Genomic DNA, 24,040 nt, shown 5'->3' on the forward strand with positions numbered 1-24,040 from the left:
TTTTCATTTGATATGGTATAATTAGTAATATGAAAACATATTTAGGGAGTATACCAATGAATGCCAATCCGACTTTTTATGATAAGTGGAGAAAAATGCTAATTAAGCACTGTTTAATTATAGCATGTATTGTGTTTATATCAGAAATTATAATATCTGTATTTTATTATATAGCTGGTTTGTTTGTATTACCACTGCCTTTAGTTATTTCTTGTTATATAATTCTTCCCAGTATTATCAATTTCACTGCTGTAGCAGCAGGACGACACATTATTTTATCTGCAAAATACAATGAAAATATAAAAAATTATGCTGCAATTTTAGTTTTATGTATTCTATGTGCGTGTGTGCAATGTGTACATTACAGATTTCCAGCTGTAATGTGCGTTTTTTGTGTACCAATTTTTTTATCTATACTATTCCAAAGTAAGGCATTGGTTAGACTAGTACATATACTTAGCAGTTTTTTTATTATATTATCGGGAGTAATTGCAAACTTTGGAACAAGGAAAGATGATCCATATTTAATTTTTGACTGTGTGGTTGCTGCAATTGTGGTGGCTTGTTCCTATATTGTAAGTAAAATATTAATACAATATGAAAAGCATAGAACTGAGTATGTTAAGTTTTGTTATACAAAGCAAATGGAACTAAGCGAGCAATTAAAGTATGATTTGCTTACGGGTTTATATAATTATAATGCATTCTTTGAAATATTAAAATTAAAACGTAGTAGTACTTGCAGCCGTTTGCAGCTAGTGGTAATAGATTTGGATGATTTTAAATATATAAACGATACATATGGGCATATACAAGGAAATGAAGTACTGATTTATATTTCATACTTATTAAAAAAATATACTTCAAATATAGGGTATCCTGCAAGATACGGCGGAGAAGAGTTCGTTGTATTATTTCAAGATATATCAATTGATGAAGCATTTAATATAATGGAAAAAGTTAGAAAAGAATTTTCAGAACATTATTTTGAGTTTTCACAAGGTTGCAAGTTTACTTTTAGCTGCGGATTAGCTGAGAATAATGGAGAATTAACCTCACCTCAGGAACTATTTGATAATGCAGATAGAGCTATGTATTTAGCAAAGAGGTCTGGAAAGAACAAAACAGTTATTGCTCCGAAGAAATATAGTATGTCAGTAAATAAAGCTCTATAACATATTAACTCAACTTTTTTGCTGGAACTGTATATAAAATACCTTTCAGTATACAAGTCAATTATGGTTTAAAACCACCCAGTAAAGTATATTCTTTTACTTTCTGTTGTTTTCCATAGTGCTAAAAAATGATATAATGATAACTGTAAATTTAACACCATATGATTAGCAAATAATCTTATGGTATTTTTATGCTGTATTTGAGCATTAAATAAGTTAAGACATATAATTATGAGGAGATAATTTTGGGTAAGAAATTATTTATAACTGAAAAACCATCCGTTGCAGCAAGTTTTGCGAATATCTTAGGACTTGATATCTCTAAAGGAGACAGAGCCAGAGGCTTTGCGGAAAATAAAGAAGTGATAGTTTCATGGTGTTTTGGACACCTTGTCACTATGGCTTATCCTGATGCGTATAATTCAAAATATAAGGAATGGAAAATAGAAGATTTACCAATAATACCTAATGAATATAAATATGTTGTTATAGACCAAAAAGGAGTAGGGAAACAATTTGAGGTAATTCAGACTTTAATGTGCAGAGAGGATGTTGATTTGATTTATTGCTGTACCGATAGTGGGCGTGAAGGAGAATATATCTTCAGACTTGTATATTCACAAAGTGGAAGCGATAAGCCTGCTAAGAGGGTATGGATTTCTTCACAAACAGAGGAAGCTGTAAAAAAAGGTATTGATGAGGCTAAAAGTATAAGAGAATATGATTTGCTTGCCAAGGCTGCTTATAGCAGGGCAAAAGAAGATTGGCTTTTTGGTATGAACCTAAGCAGGATGTATACATGTCAATACGGCAGGACATTATCTAATTACCTAAAAGAAAGCAAGTCTTCGGTTATACCTATTGGAAGGGTTATGACTTGCGTACTTGGTCTTGTAGTTGACAGAGAGCTTGAAATAAGAAATTTTGTTCCCCAAAAGCACTATGGTGTTAAGGCCAGCTTTAAATCACAGGATAATGGTATTGAATATTTCGGTAAATGGCAACCTAAGAAAAGCAAAGGCAAAAAATCTGAGGAAATAGATGAACAGGATAAATACATAAGTAAGGAAGAAGCAGAAGAATTAATTGAAAAGCTTAAGAATAAGGAAGCAGTCATTAAAAAGGTTGATGTAAAGGTGAAGAGCGAACAACCACCTTTGCTATTTAATCTTGCTGAATTACAGTCTGAAGCAAACAAAAAGTTCAAGCTTCCTGTTGACAAAACATTAGAAATAGCTCAGAGCTTATACGAAAAAAAGCTTATTTCTTACCCTAGAACTGACAGTAGAGTTCTTTCAACTGATGTAGTTGCAGAAATACCTAAAATTTTAAACGGGCTTTTCAAAAATGAGTCCTTTAAGGATTATGTACTTAGAATAAAGGAACAAGGAGAGCTTAAGGTAAATAAGACCACAAAAAGATATGTTGATGATAGTAAGGTTACTGATCACTATGCTATTATACCAACCTATGTTACTGCTAATCTGTCAAGCCTTGATGCAGATTCAGCAAAAATATATAACCTTGTCGTAAAGAGATTTCTTGCAGCTTTTTATCCTGTGGCTCAATATAATACGGTAAAGGTTGAAACCAATATAGAGGGTGAAATATTTGTTTCTAATGCAAAGACTTTGCTTAGTTTAGGCTGGAAGGAAGTTTATGAGGTTTCTGCAAAGAAAGATGAGGAAGAAATAACAGATTCTCCTATTCATAAGCTTGTTAAAAATGAAAAAAGCGAAGTGCTTGGTTTTGACTTAGAAGAAAAAGAAACAAAACCTCCTTCAAGATATACAGATGGCTCATTGATTATTACTATGGAGAAGGCTGGAAAATTTATTGAAAATGAAGAGTTACGCGAACAAATAAAAACCACTGGTATTGGTACTTCTGCCACTCGTTCAGGTATTATCAAAAAACTGAAGGAAATTGGACATATAAGCATACACAGCAAGACACAAGTTGTTACGCCAACCTTGAAGGGTGAAGCCATAGTTAAACTTGTAAGAAAAACAGCAAGGGAACTTTTAAACCCATCATTGACAGCAAGCTGGGAAAAAGGACTTGCAATGATAGAAAATGGGGAAACTACAGAGGAAATTTTTATGGAAAAACTGCATTCCTATATAATTAAGTCTATTGAAAAGGTCAAGAACACAAGAGACAATAGAAATATTCTAAATTAATGGGTTATTCACTTTTACGAGAGTACCAATAAGACAGTATATACGTGCATGATTCATAAGTTGGTTTGTACAACATGAAAGTTAACTTGTAGTTCTAAATTAGTCAAGACAACCCGTAAAACGTGCAATGTCGTCAACTTAAGAAAAATTAAATAAATATCAAAAAACACTTGACAAGGTGACACTAAAATGCTGCCTCGCAATTGATATGACTATTTGATTGCGAGGTACATATAATGAAAGCTAGAGTATTACTTAAATCTATTATAGAAGAATCGAAGGCATTAATTAAATCCAAAGATTTTATAAATGCTCATCGTATTGGAAATTCTTTTACCCGATCTAGAAAACTTTCTTTTACTAATTTGTTTTATTTTATAATGCATTCTACAAAGAAATCTTTATCGATTAATTATTCTCAGTTTAAGATGGACTTTCCTGAATTAATGCTTCCTATAGTGTCTAAACAAGCTATTTCCAAGGCTAGACAGGGTATATCACATGAAGCATTTCATGAAATTTTTGATTGAGCGGTAATGAAATACTATGAATTAAACTCTGAGTTAAAGAAGTGGAATGATTTTAATATTTATTCTATTGATGGGAGCACAATTCAGGTACCAAACTCAGATGAGAATCTTGAAATCTTCGGTACAAATCCTAATCAGTACAAAAAAGATGGTGCTCTTGCATCTGTACCTGTATTATATGATGTTATGAATGATATCAGAATACCACTTGTTATATATCATATTCAAAATTCTTGTATTCATTTAATGAGCTTTTCCATTAATTCGCAAATTTAATTAAATGGTGTTTATAAGCCAAAACTCTGCTTATGAAGAGATTAGGCTATTTAAAAAGTTCTACTATTTTCACAAATAATACAGTGACCAATATAAATAAATCAAATCAAAAAGTCAAATCTAATATTCAAAATTTTACATAAGCAGAATATTGACTACAGAAAAAAAACTATAATACAATTATATTTAAAATTGTTAATATTTATGTTATACTTATAAAAGTTTTGTCATAAGTGCTATAATATTACAATGTATAAATGGTCTATGAATTCACTTAGAGTCTCATATGCTAGAAACTGTTTGTCTATAAGCTGTTTGTGTAGTATATATTATTATCTGTAGATCTTTAAGGAATTTATTGCACTCTAGATTATCAAAAGAAATAGTAAAACAATGTATTTTTGATGCGAGATCTGGATTTTGTAGTTTTTAATGATCAGTATTATTGTACCTTGAAAATAGAATAGTTGTGCAGATAAATTAAATCAATTTGAATCTTCAATTGTTACACCTAAAATATCTAATGTAAAATATTAATAAGCATTTCACTACATACAAAAATATAATTTCAAAGGAGTAAATTAAATGAAAAAAAATATATCTTTTATTATAAGTATTATAATTATCATTTTATTAAGTATGCAAATGAGTAATGTTTCTGCTTTTGATATTTCGGAAAGTACTGATAATAACATCAAAACACTAAAAACAGTATATGGAGATATTAACAATGATGGAGATATTGATAGCTTAGATTATGCAACACTTAAAATGTACCTGTTAGAGGCAGATAATGAGTATAATGAATGTTATGACCTTAACAAAGATAATTCTGTCGATGCAATTGATTTTGCACTATTAAAAAAATACTTGCTAATTTATGAACAAATTGAAAAAACAGTTGATACAGATGGAGATGGGTTACCTGATTACTATGAAAAAATGATTGGTACTGATTTAAATAAAGTTGATACGGATGGGGATGGTATAAATGACTATAATGAAGTGATTTTATTGCATTCTGATCCGTTATCCAGTGATAGTGATAAAAACGGAATAAGTGATGGCGATGAAATTTATATGATAAAAAAATCGCTTGAGGATACAGGAAATCTTGAAATAAAGCCTACTGTAACACTTGAACTTAAAGGTAATGATATAGATACATTACAAATTAATAAAATATCTGATTACCATGATCAAATATTTAAAACGTTTGATGGTTATACGGGATTAGGTTTTGACTTTAGCGTAAATACAGTATTTAGTGAAGCAATTATAAGTTATACATTTAAGGATGGTTTAAATAAAAATTCTAATAAAATTTATGAAATATGCGAATTTAATGAAGAAGAAAATACGCTTATACCAGTTGAAAATCAAGAGATTGATTGGGAATCAGGAACTATTACTGCTGTAGTAAAACATTTTTCACCTTGGCCTATTGTTGAAAGAGCATGGGATAAATATAATGATTCTTTAGCAGACAGTATATCTACTAGTAGCTTAAATTCAGAAAAAATAGGGGCAATTGTTTTTGGTATTGATATCAGTACAGAAATGGAACAAAATGAGTTGGGTCTTGAATCACAAAGGAAGAGAAAGTCAATTGCTTCACAATTGTTAGATTTCATTTCAAATGATTATTTTGTAACATACAATTATATCGGTGGAGTAGTGTCTACGTCTTCTAAAGGTAATGAAAGCTGTAATTTGATAGATTCTAGACCTTACATAGTAAGTGATTTTTATAAGGGTGAGAATTTTTATAATCAAGTGTTTAACTCAAATTATAATGTTAAGGCAAATTTAGATTCAGGTATTAAGTCCTCAATCAAAAGAGTAAATCAAATACAACAGGAATATGCTCCCAATAATGATAAGTTTAAGAAAACAGTTGTTATACTAACTGACGGAAATGGTTCTTGGAATTCAAGTAATTTTATAGAAAACACTAATGATATTCAATTAATTATTATTGGAGTTGGTAAATCAATTAATGAAACTAAGCTTGAGGCTATTGCAAAAGCAAATAAACAAGTTTATTATTCTGCTAATACTCACCTAGAATCATTGAAAAAATATTTTAAAGAAAATGTTTCAAATAGAGAAAGTAAATATAGTTGTATAGTAAATAAAATTAGTTCAACTCGAATTGAAAAATTCAATTCGATAGAACCTGTTGCTTTTAGTAGAGGTTATAGTGAAAATAGTGATATTGGAGGTATTAAGATATCAGATTCAAGTTTATGTAGTATAGGTGAAGTTGAATTTACAAATTCATTAAATGATGAAGAAGATGAGGGCGAGAAAGAGATATCAGTAACAGAAAGAACATTATTTTTTGGTGATGGTGATGCAAAGTTATCACTAAAAGATTTTACTGACATAGAAATAAAAGTTCGTGCGGAAAAAGGGAATTACCTAGCCTTAGCAGCCTATGATAATGCTCAGGCTGATACAGTTACAAATTTCATATTAATAGAAAATCAAAATGGTGAAGCGTATTATTATATTAAGGCGGCAGCATTACGGAAAGAGAATATTAGAGAACTATATATTGGTTTTACCGAAAACTATGATTATTCTCAAAATTCAATTGAGGAAATAAACCTATATAATATACCAGAGGGAGAATTAATAATTGGTTCTAATTTACATACAACTGTAGTCCCTTATTCACTTTCTAGTGTTTGCTATAATGCATATAATAAAAATAACTCTTCAACTTATAATATAAGTTATGAAATAGACTATAGCAATGCAAGTGAATATGTGAATCCAGTATTTAAAGCTAAAGAAGACTCTCAAGAAATGGATGTTGAGACTATGCTTTTTTATACTAACAAAAATACAGGAGAACGAACTTATTTATATTCATATATATATAGAGGTAGTAATGTAGCAGAAAATAACAATGGAGTAGAAATTAAAAAAGAAAATGGAAAGTGTTTTATAAATACAAGTAATATTCAATTAGATGAAGAAGAATTGTATGAATGGATATTATTTTTTACAGTACATCTTAAAGCTCCAATTAATAAGTATTACGAAGAAGTGACCGAAAATAAAGATCTTAAATGCGAAATGACTGTAATTTTTGATGATATTAATTCTAATATTAATGATAAACAAGTATTTACTGAATGCACTTATTCTCAACTTCCTATTATTCTATAATTATATTTAAAATTAACTAATTTGATATATTGAGTTCATTATTAATAAAGATATAGTTAATAATTAATCTAAGATTATTAGTTATATCTTTTTATTAGAAAAACATAAAGGAGAAAAGACTATGAAAAATAAAAGAAAATATTTAGCATATATACTTTGTTTTACAATAATTATGACATTATTACCTATAAAGACTTTTGCAGAAAAAAAAGATAATGTCACTGAAAGAACAAATGCATCTGTATTGAATTATGAATTTGTACAACAAACGACTACTCCAAGTGCTATCCCAATTAATCCATCAAAATATGTTGATGATGGATACGAAGTGACTTTTAAAGTGAACAACTATTGGGATGGAGAATTTAATGGTGAGTTTACAGTTACAAATACTGGGGAAAAGCCTTTAGAAAATTGGTACTTAAGTTTTGATTTTAAACATGAAATATGCGATATTTGGAATGCTGAAATCGTATCTCATAAAGGGGATAATTATATTGTTAAAAATAAGAAATATATTCAGGATATACCAATTAATGAAAATATAACATTTGGTTTTCAGGCAAAATGGACAAATGAAATTATTGCACCTGAACAATATAGTTTAATTATTCAAGAACAACCAGTTGCAAGTGAAGATTACAATATTGATTTTATAGTTTTGAATGATTGGGGAAGCGGTTTCAATGGTCAAATTAGTATTACAAATAATACACAAGAAACAATAGAAGATTGGATATTAGAATTTGATTCTAATAGAGAAATTGAAAATTTTTGGACAGCTAATATAGAAAAACATGAAGGCGGACATTATGTTATTAAAAATGCTGAATACAATAGCAATATAGAGCCTCGGCAAACTTTGATTTTAGGTTTTTCTGCTAAACTTGGAGGGGAATCTATAAATATATCTAATTTTCAGCTAAAATCTTGTAATTTAAAACCAGTTATTGAAATTGATCAGTTAACGGATGAAACAGATACATATGTCGTTAATACAAAAACTATTAATTTAAGTGGCTCGGTACAGTCTGCAGGAAAAGTTGAAGAAGTAAAATATGAATTAGAAGGCCGTAATGGAGAGACTATCACTGGAACTGCTGAAGGAACTACTAATTGGAAGATAGACAATTTAGATGTACATATAGGTAGAAGCGATATTAAAATCATAGCCAGTACTCAATTTGGAAAAGTAATTGAAAAATCCTTTGTAATTGATAGAATGAGTACAGAAGTTAATTTATCAGAAGATATGTATGTACCAGACCAAGCACAGTGCCTTGAAATAATGGAAAGTATCAGGGGGTATTGGATTGATAAACATGACAAAGACAATGTACGATTTGCTCTTCTTATGGATGAGATAAATCCCTTAAAGGAAGCTCTAGATAAAGGAAATATAGCTGAGGGTGATATTTTATTTATACCAGCTAATGAAAAGATGACTATCGAATTTGTAAAAATGATAGTAGGACAAGGGGAACTCTTGGATGATTATGTTTATAATGATTTGAATAGTGACTTACAAGAATTATATCCACAAGATGAGTATCCAAATGAACATTACCATATTGTTTATTTTAAAAATGTAGGTTTTATGGATATTTTTAAGGATGATATAAGAATAAGTGCTAATTCTATCGACTTAGATGATCCTATAGCTTTCTCAACATTTAAAAATGATGTTAAGATAAATGTTACAACTTCATCAGGAATTAATGTGTTAAATGAACCAAGGCTACTAAGTTCTAATAGTAATTCTATTAGTTCTAGTAGGAATAGCTCAGGAATAAAGCTAGAAAATATTAAGATAGAACCAAAAGTTTCATTTGGAGGTAAATCACATGAAGTTACTTTTCAGTTTTTAGACTGTGTCATTTATGATAATGATAATGATGAAACAACAAAAAATGACCAAATAAAGTTAAATGGTAAAGTGGGGCTAAATAATTTAAAGTTTGATACAGAAATTTTTTGGAAACCAACATTAAATGATGTGTTACCACAATGGATTAAGTGCATATTAACATATGATCAGATTACAGAAACTAATATAAAGTTTAACGGTAAATATTCCTTAAAAGATATGTTTTTTTCAGGGATAAATTCAAATTTCAAATTTGATAATAAAAGAGAATTCGATTACAATGTTCTATCACTAGATATTAATGCAGAGATGACTGGTGTAGATATGAGTGATACACTTATTCTGGGCGCTATTGGAATTAATACAGCTCCTGTTTCCGCTGTCATTAAAAAGGTAAAAGACATATCGAATGATACGATAAGAATCCCATTGAAACCTATAATTGTAGTAATGCTAACAATGGATATTAATGGTGAGATATCCTGTCAAATTGGTTTAAATTACGAATATAGCCAAAAATATAAAAAAGGTTTTGAACTAAGAGAATCTGATAATAAAAAAGAGTACAAATACGAAGCTGGAACTTCAGTTTATGATTTAGGATTTAATAGAGAGTTAATTATATATGATGAACAGTCAGAGCCTGATAAAGAGCTATTTATAGAAGGAAAAGGAAAACTTGAGGCTAGCGTAGCGCCTGGTGTTAAAGTTGGTTTAATGACTGCAGGAATTATGCCAGCTATTATTTCAGCATGCGTGTCTTTTGAAACAAAGGCAGAAGTAGAAGGTAAAATTACTATATTTCCAAAATTTGAGTTGGACGGATTTGTTTCTACTCAGCTTGATATCTTATTAAAAGCTGCAATGTCACTTCGTTTAAAAGCAGAAGCTAAGAAAATTGGTTCTGTTGATATAGAGATGCCACCTTTGGAGTATGAGTATCCAATTTTCCAATACAAGTATACTACTGATGGCTTTAAATTAGAAGGAACAGTTTATGATGGTATAATTGAGGCGGTCAATCCAATTTCGGATAAAAAACCAGCAAGCACTATGGTTAATAAAGCACTTAGCAATGTCAAGATAAGTATAGTAGGCACTGATGCCAACAATTCTTCAATAAATGAAGAGTGTTATTCTGATACTAATGGTGCATATAAAATTAGAGGTTTGAAAAAGGGAAATTATAAAATTACATATTCTAAAAAAGGATATAAGGATGTTATTACTTATCAGACTATTAATCTAGACAAGAAGCTATATACAACAATAAATAGAGGAAAATATGATTTGAAACTACTAGTTAAAGATAAAGATGGGAATGCTATTTCAGATGCAATAATAACAATTAATGCAAAGGAATATGGAGTTTCAGAACCACAAAAAAAATATAACACAAAGAATAATGGAGAATGCTTAATTAGTGGTTTGACAGCAGGTACTTATTCAATAAGTGTATCTAAGTCCGGTTATTTTGATAATTCTCTATTAATAAAATTATTAGAAAATGATAGCAAAAATATAATGCTTGCAGTACCAGGTAAAAGTAAAATACATGGAAAAATAGTAGAAGCTGATGAAGATACTGATTTAATAAATAATATGGGATTACAAGGTGTTATTGTAAGATTAGTTGGATTAAATGAAATCTCAAGTTTTACAAAAACTCAAATTACTAATAGTGAAGGTGCATATTTTTTAGACCAGTTACCAATAGGAAGCTATAAACTTAATATATCTAAGGATGGTTACTATCCTGTTGAAGAGTATCTAACTATTTATGATAACGATCCTATAGTTTATAATCTTGCATTAGAACTAGTTTCTACTAGATATGTAGGATATGGTACTGCTAAAGGAGTAGTTAAAGATGCAGAAACTGGTCTTCAAGTTGGACCTGGGTTTAGCATTAAGGTAAGAAAAGGAATTAATAATAGAACAGGTGAAATTCTACAAGTGATAAAAACTGATATTAATGGTGCATATTCACTTATAGCCGAAAGTGGCAATTATACTCTTGAGATTATAGATGACAGAAGCAATCTAGATGCAAATGTACCTAGATATATAACAGGTACAATTAATGTAAAAATATTAGGAGGAAAAATAATCAGCAATCAAGATGCTACTATTACTCAACAGTTTAAGAATTCTGGTATGGTAAGAATTGTTTTAACTTGGGGAAGTCAGCCTACTGATTTAGATTCACATTTAATTGGTCCTAGTAAAGAAGGGGGATTATTCCATGTTTATTATTACAACAAAAAGTATGGGGAGTATGTAGAATTAGACGTTGACGATACCAATAGTTATGGGCCTGAGACAACTACTATCTATATTCCAATTGATTCAGACACCAATTATTCATTTTTTGTTCATGACTATAGTAATATTAGCAATTCAGCATCAAATGCTCTCTCACAATCAGGGGCTACTGTTAAAGTGTATACAGGAACATCTACTCCTAGGGTCTTTAATGTACCAACAACAACAAGTGGGAATTTGTGGAAAGTTTTTAGTTATAATGCTAAAACACAAACTATTACTCCTATAAATATGATTTGGTTCAAAAGCGATCCTTCCAAAATCGGAGAGTAATATATAATGAATTAGTAAAACAACTAATAGATTTGAATATAATAAAGAACAGTAAACATAATATTACAAAGGTACCATAATGTACAAACTTATCTAAATGGATTACTCACAAGATATTTGTTGAATTTGGAATGTAAATATTTTTGTGTATGGAACCACATTATACTAGTTTCTGGTTAAGTATTTCCTAAGAATTAACTAATAAAATTTAATTTGTATATTTAAATTATTGCCGGATTTTCTTATTATATGCATGGTAATGAATAAATCTGGCAATAATATTTTATAATGATATTCTTATACCCTAACCCTTGTACTTTGAGGGTCTAGCCCGTCCGGAAATGAGGACGAGCCCTTTAGGGCGGTGGGGCTTAGATATTTAAATATATTGTTCTAGCCTTCCATCGTACATAATCATCAATTGACTCATTACCTGATCCCAGTTTCGGTATCTTTGAGTCCATGTTTATTTAATATTCATTTTAGCTAAAGAGAATAATTACTTAATTTTGATGGCAACTTAATATTGAGATTCATATAAAGGAGAGTTAAGCAAGCTGGAAAACCAGAATTGCATAATTAATATGACAACAATTCAAGAATTATTTTACGAAATAAATAATCATTTATTAGAAGACCAACAGCCATCTGCATACCTTAATGAAATATCTAAAACTAAATTATTTGAAGTATATCCCTTTAATATGCTTGACAAATTAAAAAAAACAGAGCAGTCTCTAAAGCATCATCCTGAAGGGAATGTATGGAATCATACTATGCTGGTTATAGATGAAGCAGCAAAGGTTAAGGATATAAGTAAAGACAAAAAAGTATTTATGTGGGCAGCATTACTGCATGACATTGGAAAGCCTGATACAACTATGATTCGAAAGGGTAGAATAACATCATATGATCATGATAAGCTTGGAGCTGAGCTTTCAGTTAGATTTTTATCAGAGCTGACCGATGATACGGCTTTTGTAAAAAAAGTATCAACACTTGTACGCTGGCATATGCAGATACTTTTTGTTGTTAATAACTTACCCTTTGCGGATATAAAGGGGATGAAAAAAAGTATAGATATAAACGAAGTAGCACTGTTTGGATTTTGTGACAGAATGGGCAGAACGCACGCCGAGCATGACAAGGAAGAGGAAAATATTAAAAAATTTCTTGAAAAGTGTAAATAAATATAATATACAAAAGTAAAATATTAGCATAAAAAAACGTATAGTGGTGAAATCTTTGAATATGCGATTGGCAATTCTAGTAATTTTATGTCAAATATACACAAAAATATTACTTGATTTTCCATAATTATTTTAATATACTAATACTAATAATATTTTTGGGTTTTATTTACATTACTTACTGGAGGATGGATGTATATGGGACTAAGAATAACTGAGAGCAGGCTTCCATCAGGTCTTTCACCACATGAATTAGGACAGGCCGTTTTGAGTGATTGTGGTAAGTATTCACTTATCAGTAATTTAACATCACCTCTTCGTGTTGGCATAAATAATGGTGAAGCTATTGTAAATAAGGTTGAATATTATGTTTTTATAAATGAAACTAATATAGCCGAATTTTTCAATTACAAATATCAATGGAATATAACTTTGGTTGATTCAGATGGCAAATCCAATATCTTTCTCAAGAATGAAGCACCTGTTGAGAATGGATTTGTATACATTGATGTAAATAAAACTGGAAAATTGATTGTATCGGTTACAGTTCTTAATAATGATTCATGTATTGAACTAAGGCTAGAGCAGAATGTTATCGAACTAGATATAACACTTGAAAATCTATATTCAAAAATTAAGAGTAATAAAGGCATAAATATTGGTGCATTAGCTGGAAACATTGAAACATCAAGAGAAATTATAAATGATTTTCATAACTATATAATTTTAGCTGCTCCTCCTCCTTCTTTAGCAAATTCTATTTCTTCATCATGGGCATTTCACTCAACTGACATTCCTGCAAAGTTTTTAACTGCAATTGTATATGAGTTGATTTTTGCCTATCCTAATAATACAAAGGATTACAGAATTAATGCCTGTGAATCTGCAGCAAACTTTTTAAATCAAGACAATTTCGATGAGTTTCTTTTAAACTATACATATATGATACCATTAGGTGTCTGCGGAATTACACCACAATATGCCGCAAATATACTTAATGTTTATCCTGATTTATCAAATAAGGATGATAATGGACGAATACAGAGGATTGATTTGTTTAATATTCTTAGATTTCCAAAAACCAATATACAGGTTTGTTCAGCTATCTTGTCAAGTATTAAAAGTAAAAATGATAAATATAAAGACATTAAGCAGGAATTATTCTTAAAAAATAATGAAGCTTTGATATCTATATGTAGTGAATTTTTTAACGGCTTACGCAATTCAATTTCAAATTATGCTCCTATAAATGAAAATCAGGTAAAAGTCGATGCTTTAGCAAAAAAAACAGTTGATATTCTTTCATATCCGTTTATTTCAATTCAAAATTACGAGCCTATTTATGGTTTTGAGACATATAAGATCATGGTGTTGGATTGCCGTTCTGGTAAACCTGTTAAAAATGCTCCTGTTAAGAGAATAAAAATAGGAAATATAGATAGTATCTTTGATATACCATTTGATGATACATTCGAAAAGGAAACTAATGGTAGTAAAAGTATCATTGTCAACTTGATTAATTCTCAAAGGGCTTTAAATAACTTGAAGGAAGAGTATGAGGATAATGGTACAAAAAAACTTAGAAGTAAATACGACTGTGGTACACCTAGCAGCAACTATGGGAAAAAGGGCAGGACAGCCTATAATAAATATTGGACAGAAAGAGGCTGTTCGTTTATGTGCCTCAATACCGAAAATGGAGGAAATCCGCTAGATAGTGCTGTTAAGCTTATAATGGAAGAATATTTGTCACATAGGGAAACTGATATATATGGATATTTGAATGTAAAAATTCCTAGAATATTACTGCTGACACAGGAGAAAATCACAATAGAAGTAGGTTTTTATGATTTTCCAGTTGTATTGGAGAAACAGAAAATGGATCCCAGGACTAATCCTATTATGCGTAGCAGCAATGTATTTAAAGAAACTGGCTTCAAAGTAACTTGGGATGAAAACCAGAGTACAGAATGGGGAAAGAGCATTGGCTGGAAGGTTAGTGAGAAATCTAACAGTTCATTGTTTAAGATATCCGAAAAAATAGAGGTAAGTATGTTAATAGGAGAAGATGGCAAAGACAGTTTTAAAGAAGAATACACAAACATATATTTTGATGCCAAAAAGGAAAGAGATGCCATAGAGCAAAAAGATACTAATAAGACTCAAGAGGAAGAAAACAATCCCCACGCGGTTTTATTCGCTATGCAGTGGTGTCAGCCAGTATGGGATAAATTGAGTGATGCAGCTAATGACAGAATAAATGATATAGCCTTTACTGCAAAAAAAGATGGTAAGGGCAATTGGATTAAGGACTTGAATATGCACATTGTTTCAAAATATTCGGCAGGTGATGCAAATCCCTTCGGACATTATTACGGTTTTTTTGATATGACACCGCCCACACATAGGAAAACAAATAATAATCCCAACAGAGTGCATCAAGGAATAGATTTGTTTTCCGGTTCAAGCGGAAGCATAGATTGCTTTGCCTCCCACGGAGGCAGGATAGAAAATAATACTTCAAGCTCTTACGGACATAATATTTTACTTCGCCTTACAGAAAAAGCGGGGCCTTATTTTAGATATGCACACCTTGATTCTACTAGTGGAACTTACACAACTAAAGAACGTGTTTTATGCGGAGAAATTATTGCAAAGACAGGCAGAACAGGCAATATACTTCCATATAACGATCTTCCATCCCATTTACACTTTGAGTTAAGAAACGACTCCGGCAATGAAATTGAACCTAATGCAATAACAACAATTAGCGGCGATATAGGAGATTTAGTCAATGCCTCTATAATGCCAAGTAATAAATTGCCTCTGATTTTTCCCTGTAAATGCAAATATGGTAATGACAATCAACCAGTGTCAAGCTGTAGATTTTCGGACGCAGAAGTTTTAAAAACCTGCTGGGCTGTTCAGGAATTTCCTTATGATCAAGCTACAGTTGAATATTCAAGTAATGGAAATACTGATCATCAAAGTGAAGCTTTTATAGATAGTAGCAATATAATACGTTTTGCATGTCCTTATATTTTCAAAAAAGATGGTGACAAAAAAGCACAATTACAGGCTCAGTTAAAATTTGTCTATCACAATCAGGGTAAACAACCGAATATTGCTATTCCTACAAGCAGTTACTTTCAGGACCTAAATTCAGGCACCAATGCTGCACCGTTCGGAGGTATTAACGGAAATATCACTACAAATGCAGCTGACAAAACAAGAATGGCTATACAGGGCTTAATAATGGCATATATGGAGTCGCAAAATATCCCTAACCCACAAGCTGATAATAATGATGTAAATCAATTTATAGAATTGTACTTAAATGGAACTCAAGCGTCAAATGAAAATGTTAAAAATGCATGTACATGGTTAAATAATATGGTTCCTATTATATAGGGAGGTTTATATTTATACTACTCAATTTGATATTAAAACATAGAAAAATATTTTTTAATTGCAATAATAACCTTTTGCACATAAGTCTAAAGGTACTAGACAAGTATCAATTGATAGTTGATAAAACAAATGTCTAAATACAGTTTTAGCTTATGTGATTCACAAGGTACTATTAAAAGGTATACTGGTTAGTCTATAAAACGAAGTGGGGTGTAAAAAGTGCAGGATAAAACACAATCTGTTTTTGAAAAAGCAATTCTTGAGATGCATAAAGTGTTGTTGCCCCTTTTGCATATTGATTCAAAGTATAGTGCAAATAAACTGATTAACAAGCTGGGATATGTTTTTGATGAGGCTGAGGAAATTGGCTCAAGCTTTTCATCTATAGCCTCAAATGTTGAAAAGCTTCCTCAAGCTGCAACCGAAGCTATACAAGCAAGCAGTACTGCAGATAAAATAGTTAAAATTGCTTTTCTGGCTGAAAAAGTTACTGAAATTGTAAAAAATATTCTTAGCTTAAAAGAATCAATTTTAAGAGTTTATTCAAATGCTGTAAAAAACACAGAAACACTGCTTAATATTGCAGAGGAGTTACCAAGGCGTTTGCTGGATTACTTGTTGTGTACATATTTATCCTCAAATCACACCAAGCTTTACTCAATTTTAAATCTTGTTGGAATTACAACCACTGTTGAAGAAAATTATATATCGCTTACAGGAGAAAAAACTTCTGAAAAAGTTAAGATAAGCAGAGTTTCATGGCAATATGTTTCTATGGTTTTTTCTGATCCTGCAGCAATTATTAGACAGGAATATAATTGGAAGCAGGGAGAAAATATATACTTCCAGTTATTATTTGAAAGAGTTTTACAAATTATGAGAGCTTATTTACTGCCTGGTGGAATATATACTCAGGATAAGCAAATAACAGCCAGTTTGACAGGGATGCAAACAGATGAATTGGTAAAGGAATTAAGAATTCCTTTGCTTCAGGCAGGTAATTGGCCAGATACATACAGTGAAGCAGGCATAAGTATATCACCAATAGTAAAGAACAGTATATCTGATGGGATGGCTATTTTGCCTTATATATTTGGTGAAGTACAGGCAAAGTCGGATATTAGTGACAGTCTCCAATTGGAGCTTAATGCAAATGGAGGATTGGATAACGGCTTAGGGATAATATTAAGGCCTGCTTGTAATATTGAATTCATATCAGATTTATTTAAAAATCCTCTTGAATCAGTAGATTTTAATTTAAAGTTGAAAATAAGCCAGAAGGAAACTACCAGTAATGAAATAGTGCTTTTAGGTTATGCAGATTCAAGCAAATTAAGTATAAATAAATTAGGAATTATTCTCTTTGGAGAAAACAAAGACAATGTACAGGACTTTGGTATTGAATTTGAAATAGGAGAAATATTGCTTGTTATAAAGACTGGAGATGGTGATGGCTTTATTCAAAAGCTGTTGCCTAATATTACAATAGAACAGGGATTTAGTATAAAGCTTGGATTTTCAATCAATAAAGGATTTTATATAAAATCAGGGACTGGTTCAGGAGGAGGACTGGAGTATTCAATATACTTAAATAAAGAAATAGGTCCTCTACTTTTGGATATCTTGAAATTTAAGTTAAAATTTAATAATGACAAAATCAATTTGATTGCTTCTATTTCAGGTGGGGCAAGCATGGGGCCATTAAGTATCAGTATAACTGATATTGGAATACAGACTTGGCTTAAACTTGGCAAATCAGGTCTATTAGGAGGAGCAGATATTGGATTCGGTTTTAAACCACCTGATGGCTTTGGTCTTGCCGTTAAAACATCCCTTGTCAGTGGCGGAGGTTTTCTGCAAATTGATGTGGATAAGGGAAGGTATTTTGGAGCATTGCAGCTCAAAGTAAAGAATATTTCTTTGGCAGCCATCGGCCTTCTGGATACGAAAGATTCTGAAGGAAAGCCTCTTGGTGGTGGCTTCAGTCTGCTCATAATAATATGTGCCGAAATTCCTCCAATTCAGTTAGGGTATGGTTTTTCACTTATGGGAATTGGAGGATTGCTGGGGTTAAATAGGACTGTAGATATTGATGAGCTAAGAGATGGAGTCAGGAATAAAGCCCTTGATAATATAATGTTTCCTGCTGATCCTGTGGGAAATGCTAACCAATTAGTACAATCACTCAGTAAAATATTCCCCCCAAAAGAAGATTGCTTTCTGATTGCACCTATGGTTCGAATAGGCTGGGGAGTTCCAACACCTATTTTAAAATTAGATTTAAGTATACTTGTAGAATTACCTTCATTTGATAAAATAGCCATACTTGGAAGGATGAAGCTTGCTTTGCCAAGTGAGACGGATGCTGTTATTTCAATACAGCTTGACTCTGTGGGAATAGTGTCATTTGAAAAAGGGATGGTTTCTATTGACGCTGTTTTATATGATTCATACATAGCAAAAATAATGATTTCAGGTGAGATGGCACTTAGGGCAAACTGGAAGGGCAATCCTGACTTTGTGTTATCTATAGGTGGCTTTCACCCTGCGTTTACTCCTCCCATTGGTTTCCCTGATTTAAAAAGGCTTACCTTATCAATTGACTTCTGTAAAGACGCACGGCTCAGAATGGAATCTTACTTTGCATTAACCACAAATTCTATTCAATTTGGTTCTCATGTTGATTTTTATGCTAAAGTAGGGTGCTTTAGCGCAGAAGGTATGCTTGCTTTTGACACACTCATTTATTTTAATCCCTTTGGTCTTTCTGTTGATTTTAAAAGCTCTGTATCAATAAAGTGCTCTGGCAAAAGTATATGTGCAGTAACTCTGGCTGCTCATCTTAGTGGACCTAGGCCTTGGCATATAAAAGGACAAGCAAAATTCTCATTGTTGTGTGTATCCCATACCTTTAATGTGGATTTTACAATTGGTTCAGCAAGACCAGCTGAGCTGCCAAAGCCAGTAAATGTTGAAGAAATACTTGAAAGAGAAATTGTTTACATACAGAATTGGTCAGCTCAACCACCTGATGGTTTGTCCATTATTTCCTTAAAGGAAGCAGCTGATTCAAAAGAAGGAGAAATTCGCGTTCATCCGCTTGGTGGTTTAAAGTTTGTACAAACTCGGGTACCTTTGGATTTTGAACTAGAGCTTTTCGGAAGTTCGTCTGTTGAGGGAAATAACCTATTTAATATATCTAGTATAACTGTTGGGAATAGTAGTACTTCATACAGCTTTAGGAAAATACAAAGTGCTTTTGCACCCGCACAATTTATGGTTATGTCTGAATCAGAAAAATTGACTTCACCAGCTTTTGAAAACTATGATAGCGGTGTTGAAATTGATTTTGACTGTGTGGATTATGACGAACAATTTGATATTACTGATTTTGAATATGAGACTATATTTGCAGATAATAAGGATGCTGAGCCTGCAAAAAAAGTGCATATGTCATCAGAGGAAATAACAGCTGCAGCACCTTCAGGTCCTGCTGGTTTAGCTAACTTGAAAAACAAGGAGCTTAAGTATTTCAAGGAACCTGAATTATTAATAAAGACTAAAAGATATAGCTATTCCGTTATTGAAGCTTATGATAACAAGAAAGAATCTGAAACCAACAACTTACAAATTACTAGTAGCCAAATTACTAACAGCTTTTCAAAAGCGACACAAATAAAAAGAGCTTCTGTAAAGAAGGCTCATATACTCACTGTTATGGAGGGATAAATATGGGGCTTGCATTTTTGAGCTGGGTTCGTACAGGGCTTGGCGGTGAATTAAATAAAAACGAAACAAACAATAATATACTTGGGGGAAATGAATTTCCTCTTAATACAAGCTTACCAATTAATATTCAGCTTAATACAGGGAAAAGCAAATCAATTACGGCTTATATTCATGGTCCTGGCGATATTACTGGTTTTGATATTGAGCAAATAATCAGAAAAGAGCCATGTGAAAATGCAATTGAGGTATCTCCTAATTATATTCCGTCCATAGATTTTGATTCTCCTGAGTTGCCGTGGTTGCTTTCAACAACTGGACCACAGAGAGGTGGCACAGAGAATGGGTTGAATAAAAGAGGGCTTTATCCTTGGTTATGTCTCATAACTATTGAAGAACCTGATAGATTTACTATATCTCCTCCTGGTTTTAAGAAACCGCTGTCCTCTGTTGTTCTTCCAGTAAATGAACTGCCTTTATTAGAATGGTCATGGCTTTGGGCTCATACTCAGGTTGTCATAAATAGTGCGGACGAGTCTATTGAAGATATAATAAAAAATAAGCCTGATAGAAACCTGTCAAGACTTATTTCTCCAATTAGACTAAAACCCGAAAAGCTTTATCAAGCCTTTGTTGTACCAGTATTTGAAGCAGGACGCATTGCAGGTCTGGGAATGGAGCTTGAAAACAGTAATAAAACGAATTTTGCATGGGATAGTTCTAAAACAGAGGTTGAATTACCTATTTATACAAGCTGGAGATTTTCAACAGGTAAACATGGAGATTTTCAGTATCTAGCTGAGCTTCTTGAACCTTCTCACCAGTCTAATAATGGAATTTGTAAGCTTAGTATATTTGACGAAGCAGAAAATATGAATGCAGCTGCCTCAGGAAGTTCTAAAGATAAATGGACTATAAATCTTGAAGGAGCGGTTGTAGACGCTAATTTAACAACTGGTACATGGAGCTTGAGTACAACAGATAAAAAAAGATTTACGGACAAGCTTGCAGATAGGCTTGAAAAAAAGCCTGGGGTGCTGCCTTTGCCTGCTTATGGCTCAGTAAATACTGAATTTTCTGGTAATTTAAATCAAACAGGAGTACCCGCTTGGCTTAAGGAGCTTAATTTAGATCCTAGGTACCGCATTGCCGCTTCTCTCGGCACTCAGGTTATAAAAGAAAATCAGGAAGAATTAATGGCATCAGCATGGGAACAGGCAGCGCAAATAAAAGAAGTGAATCAGTCATTGAGACAGGGACAGCTGGCACTAAAAACAAGTCATAATATTTACAAAAAGAGAATTGGGGAAAACGGCAGCAATGCCGCTCTTTCAAACAGCAGTCTTATCAGCCTGACTGCTTCAGCACATACGGCTATGCTGTATAAGAGTAAACCTGAAAGCACAATAGCAAAGGGTCTTAAGGAACTTTATACTAATATGACGCTAGAAGGAGTTATGTCACTTCAGTATCGCAAGCTTGCAAGACCAAGTGGAAAAATTTCTAAGAGAATTAAAAATAAAAAGTTAATAAAAAAAGTAAATCCTTTGGAATATACTTCAGAGAAGCTTGCTAAGGGTAATTTTGCTTTGATATTTGAAAAGAAGCCGATATTAGGAAGTATTAACATTGAAGAACTTTCTGGAAATGCTATTTCAATGGTGTCTTTTGTTCCTCAAATAGAAAATACAGTAGCTAAACAATTAAATATAGAAAATAATAAAGGAAAACAATTGAAAAATGAGTTTGTATCTGATGTAATTATAGGCTTTAAATCAGGAAGGATAATAAAAGGAACATGTGTAGCTATTGACGCAAAGCATCATCTAAACTTTAGCGCAAGCTTTAATATGAATGAAAACATGTACGGTTATTTGTCAGGCACAAATTGGATACAATTTTTTGAACATGCCTATGCGGGGTCTAAAAATATCCTGTATGACAGCAGAGCAGTAACATATAAAAAAATAAACGGAGAATACATAACAATAAATGCACTTTTCCGACTCAGTGTAACTTCAGATAGTTATAAAGAGTATTACATTCTAAATGGCTATTACACATGGAATAAAGGATATATATGTGAAACAGTTCCAATGAGCCACTATTATCCAAGTAATTCAAAAGATTGGTATGATATTGAGTATATGAGTTATATATTTGCTCAAGAAAATTACTACTCTAATAACAGTTCTATATATGATATGAGTAGGCCCTGTGTGTCAGTTATGTATGTAAAAAACGAGTATAATATTATCTTTGTAGCTAAATCACGTAATTGTAAAAAAATAGGAATAACAATAGGACTTAATGTTGATAATAAAGGAAAAGTGCGTAATGGATGGAAACATATACCTATTGGATATGATTGTGATAAAGACATAAGCATGGATGCATATAACAACCATATATATATATTGACTGGAAAAAAGCTATTAATTGTTACGTTAGATGAAAACTGCAATGTTGTAAAGAAACGTGAATCATCTCAATGGATAATACCGGAAGGATATGTGTCAGGAGTAATAACTGCCTGCGACTTTAGGAAATCAACCAATCCAGATTTACTATTTGTTTATTCTATAAAAGACGGCGAGGCTAGTAAATGTTTCTATAGATTAGCTTATAATGTCGATGATGAAGGTAATGTGTTAGAATGGGGTAAGCCTGTTCCTGTATTAACAGAAGGAAAAGAAAATACAGGTACACCACTTTCGGTTATATTAGGTATATCAGATAAGGATAGTGCAGAAAAGCTTCAGCAGTTTACTAAACAATTCTTAGATCAAGTAGAGGAAACACAAAATAGACTTAATAATATTTTTATGTATAATAAAAAAACTTCAATAGGAGCCTTAGATATTGATAACATTGCTGAAGAAATACGCAAGGAAATTAATCCACAAAAAGCCATTGTTCAAAAAATAGGTGAAACTCTTGAGCTGCCTGATTCAATATCGAGCAATGTGAACGAGAGATTGCAGCCAATTGCTGTAGTACCTAGATTTACTCAGCCTGTCAATGAGCTGCTTAGGAGTATGAATCCTGAGAATTTCTTAATAGGAGCTAAATCAATTCCCGATAATAGTGTTACAGTACTTAAACCCAATAAAAAGTTTATTGAAGCATTTTTAATAGGAATGAACAACGAAATGAGTAATGAGTTTCTTTGGAGAAACTATCCTGCTGATTTTTCAGCTACTTATTTTAATAGATTCTGGGATAACCGATCGGAAGACGGCAATATATTGCCTGATATAGCTCCTATTAACAAATGGAAGAAAACTAAAAAGCTAGGAGATAATCTTATAAATGACAATATAGGTCTATTTCTCACTATACGCGGTGAGCTATTAAGACGATTGCCAAATGTTATGCTTTATGCTCTTCCGGCAAAAGAATCAGGTGGCAAAAGAACTATTGACACTGAGAAAAAGAAAGAATTCCCTATTTTCAGCAGTAAAATTGATCCTGATATATATTTCTTTGCTTTTACCAAAACACCTGAAGAAGTATATGGCAATTCACAATATGATGGCTGGTATTTTATTTTTCAAGAGCATCCAACTGCTCCTCGTTTTGGCGCAAATGAAAGTAATCAAGATAATGAACCAGTGAATATAGATCAATTAACAAAATGGGAAGATTTAGAATGGTCAATGATTGACACAAAAAATAATTATATAGATTTCGGAGAAGATTCAAGTCTCAGCGGTAAGCAGCTGCCTGACACATTAGGAAAAAGTTCAACACACAGATGGGCATTCAGTTCAGCACATCTAGCACATATTTTATTACAGAGACCTGTTCAGGTGGCAATACATGCTACGAAATTGATGGAAAAACCGTAAACATAATTATTGTTAGAAACAAACCATTGATAAACCATTTATAAGATTGAACA

At 31.8% G+C, this 24,040-nt stretch carries 10 protein-coding genes; all 10 read left to right on the forward strand.

The window, feature by feature from the left end; all coding sequences use genetic code 11:
* Nucleotides 1–56: 56 nt before the first annotated feature.
* The gene (locus EHE19_RS09580; RefSeq protein WP_171003488.1) at nucleotides 57–1,175 is read left to right on the forward strand and encodes a GGDEF domain-containing protein; all 1,119 of its coding nucleotides are present in this window, start codon (nucleotides 57–59) and stop codon (nucleotides 1,173–1,175) included.
* Between the two features lie 245 nt (nucleotides 1,176–1,420).
* The gene (locus tag EHE19_RS09585) at nucleotides 1,421–3,358 is read left to right on the forward strand and encodes a DNA topoisomerase 3 (RefSeq protein WP_137696150.1); all 1,938 of its coding nucleotides are present in this window, start codon (nucleotides 1,421–1,423) and stop codon (nucleotides 3,356–3,358) included.
* Between the two features lie 236 nt (nucleotides 3,359–3,594).
* Entirely contained in the window at nucleotides 3,595–3,888 is a 294-nt protein-coding gene (locus EHE19_RS09590; protein WP_137696149.1) for a hypothetical protein, read from the forward strand.
* Nucleotides 3,889–3,894: 6 nt separating this feature from the next.
* Entirely contained in the window at nucleotides 3,895–4,164 is a 270-nt protein-coding gene (locus EHE19_RS09595) for a hypothetical protein (RefSeq protein WP_137696148.1), read from the forward strand.
* A 585-nt stretch (nucleotides 4,165–4,749) separates the two neighbouring features.
* Nucleotides 4,750–7,344 (forward strand): dockerin type I domain-containing protein, encoded by a 2,595-nt coding sequence (locus EHE19_RS09600; protein WP_137696147.1) that lies wholly within the window; start codon nucleotides 4,750–4,752, stop codon nucleotides 7,342–7,344.
* Between the two features lie 121 nt (nucleotides 7,345–7,465).
* A complete protein-coding gene (locus tag EHE19_RS09605) occupies nucleotides 7,466–11,809 on the forward strand; it encodes a cellulose binding domain-containing protein (RefSeq protein ID WP_137696146.1) in 4,344 nt (1,447 codons plus the stop codon).
* A gap of 584 nt (nucleotides 11,810–12,393) precedes the next feature.
* A complete protein-coding gene (locus tag EHE19_RS09610) occupies nucleotides 12,394–12,999 on the forward strand; it encodes an HDIG domain-containing metalloprotein (RefSeq protein WP_137696145.1) in 606 nt (201 codons plus the stop codon).
* A gap of 198 nt (nucleotides 13,000–13,197) precedes the next feature.
* Nucleotides 13,198–16,410: a M23 family metallopeptidase gene (locus EHE19_RS09615; RefSeq protein WP_171003487.1), complete on the forward strand. Its 3,213-nt coding sequence runs from the start codon at nucleotides 13,198–13,200 to the stop codon at nucleotides 16,408–16,410.
* 219 nt (nucleotides 16,411–16,629) lie between these two features.
* Nucleotides 16,630–20,139: a DUF6603 domain-containing protein gene (locus EHE19_RS09620; RefSeq protein ID WP_137696143.1), complete on the forward strand. Its 3,510-nt coding sequence runs from the start codon at nucleotides 16,630–16,632 to the stop codon at nucleotides 20,137–20,139.
* Between the two features lie 2 nt (nucleotides 20,140–20,141).
* The gene (locus tag EHE19_RS09625) at nucleotides 20,142–23,987 is read left to right on the forward strand and encodes a hypothetical protein (RefSeq protein ID WP_137696142.1); all 3,846 of its coding nucleotides are present in this window, start codon (nucleotides 20,142–20,144) and stop codon (nucleotides 23,985–23,987) included.
* Nucleotides 23,988–24,040 lie beyond the last annotated feature (53 nt).

The sequence above is a fragment of the Ruminiclostridium herbifermentans genome (assembly GCF_005473905.2).
GTDB lineage: Bacteria > Bacillota > Clostridia > Acetivibrionales > DSM-1351 > Ruminiclostridium > Ruminiclostridium herbifermentans.

Excerpts from the sequence above, each read along its gene's own strand:
- EHE19_RS09605 (WP_137696146.1), top strand. The coding sequence starts at position 7,466 with ATGAAAAATAAAAGAAAATATTTAGCATATATACTTTGTTTTACAATA.
- EHE19_RS09590 (WP_137696149.1), top strand. The coding sequence starts at position 3,595 with ATGAAAGCTAGAGTATTACTTAAATCTATTATAGAAGAATCGAAGGCA.
- EHE19_RS09595 (WP_137696148.1), top strand. The coding sequence starts at position 3,895 with ATGAAATACTATGAATTAAACTCTGAGTTAAAGAAGTGGAATGATTTT.
- EHE19_RS09580 (WP_171003488.1), top strand. The coding sequence starts at position 57 with ATGAATGCCAATCCGACTTTTTATGATAAGTGGAGAAAAATGCTAATT.
- EHE19_RS09615 (WP_171003487.1), top strand. The coding sequence starts at position 13,198 with ATGGGACTAAGAATAACTGAGAGCAGGCTTCCATCAGGTCTTTCACCA.
- EHE19_RS09625 (WP_137696142.1), top strand. The coding sequence starts at position 20,142 with ATGGGGCTTGCATTTTTGAGCTGGGTTCGTACAGGGCTTGGCGGTGAA.
- EHE19_RS09610 (WP_137696145.1), top strand. The coding sequence starts at position 12,394 with ATGACAACAATTCAAGAATTATTTTACGAAATAAATAATCATTTATTA.
- EHE19_RS09600 (WP_137696147.1), top strand. The coding sequence starts at position 4,750 with ATGAAAAAAAATATATCTTTTATTATAAGTATTATAATTATCATTTTA.